This is a genomic window from uncultured Aquincola sp., from assembly GCF_964001545.1.
In the GTDB taxonomy this organism is placed as follows: domain Bacteria; phylum Pseudomonadota; class Gammaproteobacteria; order Burkholderiales; family Burkholderiaceae_C; genus Aquincola.
Map to the genome: position 1 here is coordinate 1 of NZ_CAXFDV010000032.1, position 3,904 is coordinate 3,904.

Sequence of the window (3,904 nt, forward strand, 5' to 3'; positions counted from 1 at the left end):
CTTCGGCCTCGGCCTTGCCACCCGGCGCAGCACCGGGCGCGGCGGTCCGCACCTCCACCTGCACCGGCACTTCACCCGCCTTCTCGAACTTCAGCGTCAGCGGAAAGCGGTCGCCGGCCTTCAGCGGCGACTTCAGGTCCATCAGCATCAGGTGCAGGCCACCGGGCTGCAGCGCCACGGCCTGGCCGGCCGGCACCTCGATGCCGTCGACCTCGCGCATGCGCATCACGTCGCCTTCCATCTTCATCGTGTGCAGTTCCACGCGGCCGGCCACCGGGCTGCTGCCGCCCACCAGGCGGTCGGCCGTCGGGCTTTCGATGCGCAGGAAGCTGCCGCCGGCCTTCTGGCCCTGCACCGTGGGCCGCGACCAGGCAGCCTCCACCTTGGGCTGGGCCATGGCGGCGGTGGCGGCGGCGGCCAGCAGCAGCGCGGTGGCGAGGCGGGTTTTCAAGGTCATGTCTTTCTCCTGGTGTGGGTGAATCAATGGGCGTGGCCGCTGCCGTCGCCGGGCAGCACGTCGAGCACCGGTGCCGGTGAGCGTGGGGGCTTGGCGCCGGGCACGGCCACGTCGAACCATTCGAGCCGGGCTTCATTGCCGCATTGCTGCAGCACCTGGATGGGCAACGGGCCCGGCTGGGCCGGCAGTTGTGCCACGAAACTGAATTCGTCGGCCCAGGCGTCGGGCAAAGGCCCGCCTTCCCAGGTGATCTCGCGCACGTCTTCGGTGATGCGCTTGCCGTGGCTGTCGTAGGGCTGGGCCAGCGGCGCCTTGGTGGTCTGCAGCGTCCAGCCGGCCTTGGGCATGGGCCGGGCGCCGCGCATGCCTTCGGGCACCAGCACCTTCACCAGCGTGGTGGCGCGGCCGTCGCAGCCGTGGCCGATGCGCAGTGTGGCCTTGTAGCTGCTGCCGGCCAGCGCGGCGGGCTGGTCCAGCACCACGTGGGCGCTGGCGGTGTGGCACAGGCCGGCGGCCGTGGCGGCCAGCAGCAGGGTCTTGATCGTCTTGGTCATGGTGCGCTCTGTCACAGGTCGAACTTCAGCTCGGCGCTGTAGGTGCGTTGCGGGTAGGGGTGGAAGTTCCAGTACTCGGCGTTGTTCAGGTTGTCGATGCCGAAAGCCGCCGACCACTGCTTGTTGATGGCGTAGCGCAGCCGCAGGTCGGTGGTGAAGTAGCGCGAAAAGCCCTGGTAGGCCGTGCCGTGGCCGTCGCTGTTGTCCAGCGTGCCGTACTGCGTGCTGCCGTAGCGGGCGCCAAAGCTGGCCGACAGCCTTTCGGTGGCGCGCCAGGTGGCCAGCAGGCTGCCGCGCCAGCGCGGCACCCGCGGCTGCAGCTTGCCTTCGCTGGCAGCAAAGCCTGCGTTGTCCAGGATGCGCGAATCGGCGAAGGTCAGGCTGGCCAGCAGGTCAAAGCCCTTGAGCGCCACGTCGGTGCCTTCGAATACGCCTTCCACGCCGCGGGTGCGGATGCGGCCCACGTTCTGCGTGCTGCTGACCAGCGGCTGCGTGCCGGCGATGGTCTGCGCGTACAGCGCGTCGTGGGTGTCCTCATGGAACAGCGAGGCACGCACCCGGTGCAGCCCCAGGCTCCAGGTGGAGGCCAGTTCGGTGGTCCACGACCGCTCGGGCTTGAGCGCCGGGTTGTTGACCGGCGGGTTGTCGCCCGGCGTGCCCTGGAACAGCTCGGCCACGGTGGGCATGCGCACCGCGCGGCCGGTGGCCAGCTTCACCGACCAATCGGCCGAGGGCTGCCAGCCCAGCGCCAACTTGGGCGAGGTGGCGTGCTCGCTGCGGTCGGCGAAGGGCACCGGCGCGCCGCTGCCCACGGTCTTTTCGCCGCCCCAGGCCTGCCAATGCTCGAAGCGGGCGCCCAGCAACGCCTTCCACTGCGGCGCCAGCGTCCAGGCGTCTTGCAGGTACAGGCTGCGCAAGCGCGTGTTGCCGCTGAAGCCGCTGGAGGGGCTGGTGACGCTGCCATCGACCCAGTCGGCGGTGTTGCCGATGGCCTGGCGCCAGCGGTACTGCTCCTGCTGCAGGCCGAATTCCAGCTGGTGGGCGCCGCCGGGGCGCCAGATGGCGTCCATCGACAGCGTGTCCCAGCCGGTGCCGCCGAGGTCGGTCAGGCGGCCGGCGCCACCGTCATCGGCCGCCGGCTTGGCCACGGTGGGGGTGCGCTGGCGGTCGCGCCGGTAGTCGTAGCCGCTGGCGGCCAGCTTCCAGTCGAACACGCCGCCGCTGCGCTGCTGCAGCGTCAGGCCCTGCATCAGGTGCTGCAGGCCCTCGCGCGACTGGTTGAAGTCGGTGGCGCCCAGGGTGTAGCCACGGCCATCGATGATGACCGGGCCGCTGTACACGGGCTGGCCGGCCGCATCACGCAGGTAGCTGGCCGACTGACCCACCGCGGTGTTGCGCCACAGGCCCACCACGTAGGTGGCGCGCAGGCCGGGCGCGAAGTCGTAAGCCAGCTTCAGCTTGGCCTGGTCCTGCTGGGTGCGGTACTGGGTGGCGCTGCCCAGCAGCCACCAGGGCAGGTTGCTCTTGTCCAGCCCGGCCACGGCGCCGGTCACCGGCACCGCGGCGGCGGCGGGTGTGCCGCCCTGCGACCGCAGCCGCGTGGGAAAGGTCAGCGGCTGGCCTTCGCTGTCGAGCCGGCTGGCCGACAGCCACCACGACCAGGCGCCGCTGCGGCTGCCCAGCGAGGCGCTGGTCTGCCAGCCGGTGTAGGTCTCGTGGGTGCCGTAAAGGTCGAAGGGCTGGCTGAAGAAACCCACCTTGGCGTGCGCCTCGAAGCGGGTGGGCATGCGGGTGACGTAGTCGACCACCGCGCCCACCGAGTTGCCGCCGTAGGCCGCCGAGAACGGGCCGTATAGCACGTCCACCCGCTCGATCTCTTCCGGGTTCACCAGGCCCCAGCGCGGCGTGAAGCTGGCGCCGTTGCCCAGGTAGTTGGACAGCAGGATGCCGTCGGCAAATACCATCGAGCGGGCACTGTTGCCGGTGCCCGAAGCGCGGCTGGACAGCACCGCGTGGTTGTAGTCGCCGATGTAGCGCTTGCGCACCAGCAGGCTGGGCAGGTACTTGAGCGCATCTTCGCTGTCGGTGGCGTTGATCTTCTCGGCGATCTCCGCGGCGGTGATGCCCTCGATGGTGGTGGGCAGGTGGGTGGGCAGCGAGCTGGGCCGGCCACCCACCACTTCGACGATGGCGGCATCGGCCGCGAAGCTGCAAACGGGCGCGGCCAGGGCCAGCGCACCCAGCGCGGCCCGATGGATCTTTGGATTCACGGACAAGAACTCCTGAACGGCGGGCCGGCGCGGCGCGCAAGGGCGCAGGCCACCGGCGGCAGTCGCCTGCCGCCACGCAGGGCGCGCAGCGGCGGGCGGGCGAGGCAGGTTCAGGCGAAAGAAGGCGGGCCGCGCGAGAGCGCATGCCGCCACGCATGCAGCGTGTGCGGCGCCTGCAGGAAGAGCGCGGGCACTTCGTGCGCGCGCTCGTCGGGCAGGAAGACGAAGGCCGCCGGCGGTGGAGGCAGCGTGGCGCCCAGCTGCGACAGCGCGCAGAAGGGGCAGTGAGACTGGAGATGGTCGGCCGCCTCCGACGGGCTGCCCGGCGCGGGCTTGAAGCCGCTGGCCGAGCAGATCTGCGCCCAGGGCATCGGGCCCTGCGCGGCTTCCACCGCATGCACCACGGTCGGCGCCAGGGCCAGCCACAGCATCGCGCAGAGCGCGAGCCAGGCTGCGCGGCGCAGCGGGTGAAGGCGGAAGGGGGTGGTCACGGCGGGCGCATGTTAACGGGCGCGGGCAGGCCGCTGGGGATAATGGGCCATGAGCATCCAGACCGACGATTTCGGCGCCCCTGCCCTGCCCGCGCGCCGCATGGTGAGCGCCGCGCCGTCGTCGCCCAACGA

General features: G+C 71.2%; 4 protein-coding genes. All 4 read right to left on the reverse strand.

The features are described 5' to 3' along the window. Nucleotides 1–457, reverse strand: a 457-nt coding sequence (locus ABNT58_RS01150) for a copper chaperone PCu(A)C (RefSeq protein WP_348751678.1), incomplete at its 3' end; no start/stop codon positions are given. Between the two features lie 23 nt (nt 458–480). Continuing rightward, nucleotides 481–1,011, reverse strand: coding sequence for a YcnI family protein (locus tag ABNT58_RS01155; protein ID WP_348751679.1), 531 nt, complete (start codon nt 1,009–1,011; stop codon nt 481–483). Nucleotides 1,012–1,022: 11 nt separating this feature from the next. Continuing rightward, nucleotides 1,023–3,281 carry a TonB-dependent receptor gene (locus ABNT58_RS01160; protein ID WP_348751680.1) on the reverse strand — a complete coding sequence of 753 codons (2,259 nt, stop codon included), beginning with the start codon at nt 3,279–3,281 and terminating at the stop codon, nt 1,023–1,025. A gap of 110 nt (nt 3,282–3,391) precedes the next feature. Continuing rightward, nucleotides 3,392–3,772: a DUF2946 domain-containing protein gene (locus ABNT58_RS01165; protein ID WP_348751681.1), complete on the reverse strand. Its 381-nt coding sequence runs from the start codon at nt 3,770–3,772 to the stop codon at nt 3,392–3,394. Between the last annotated feature and the right edge of the window lie 132 nt (nt 3,773–3,904).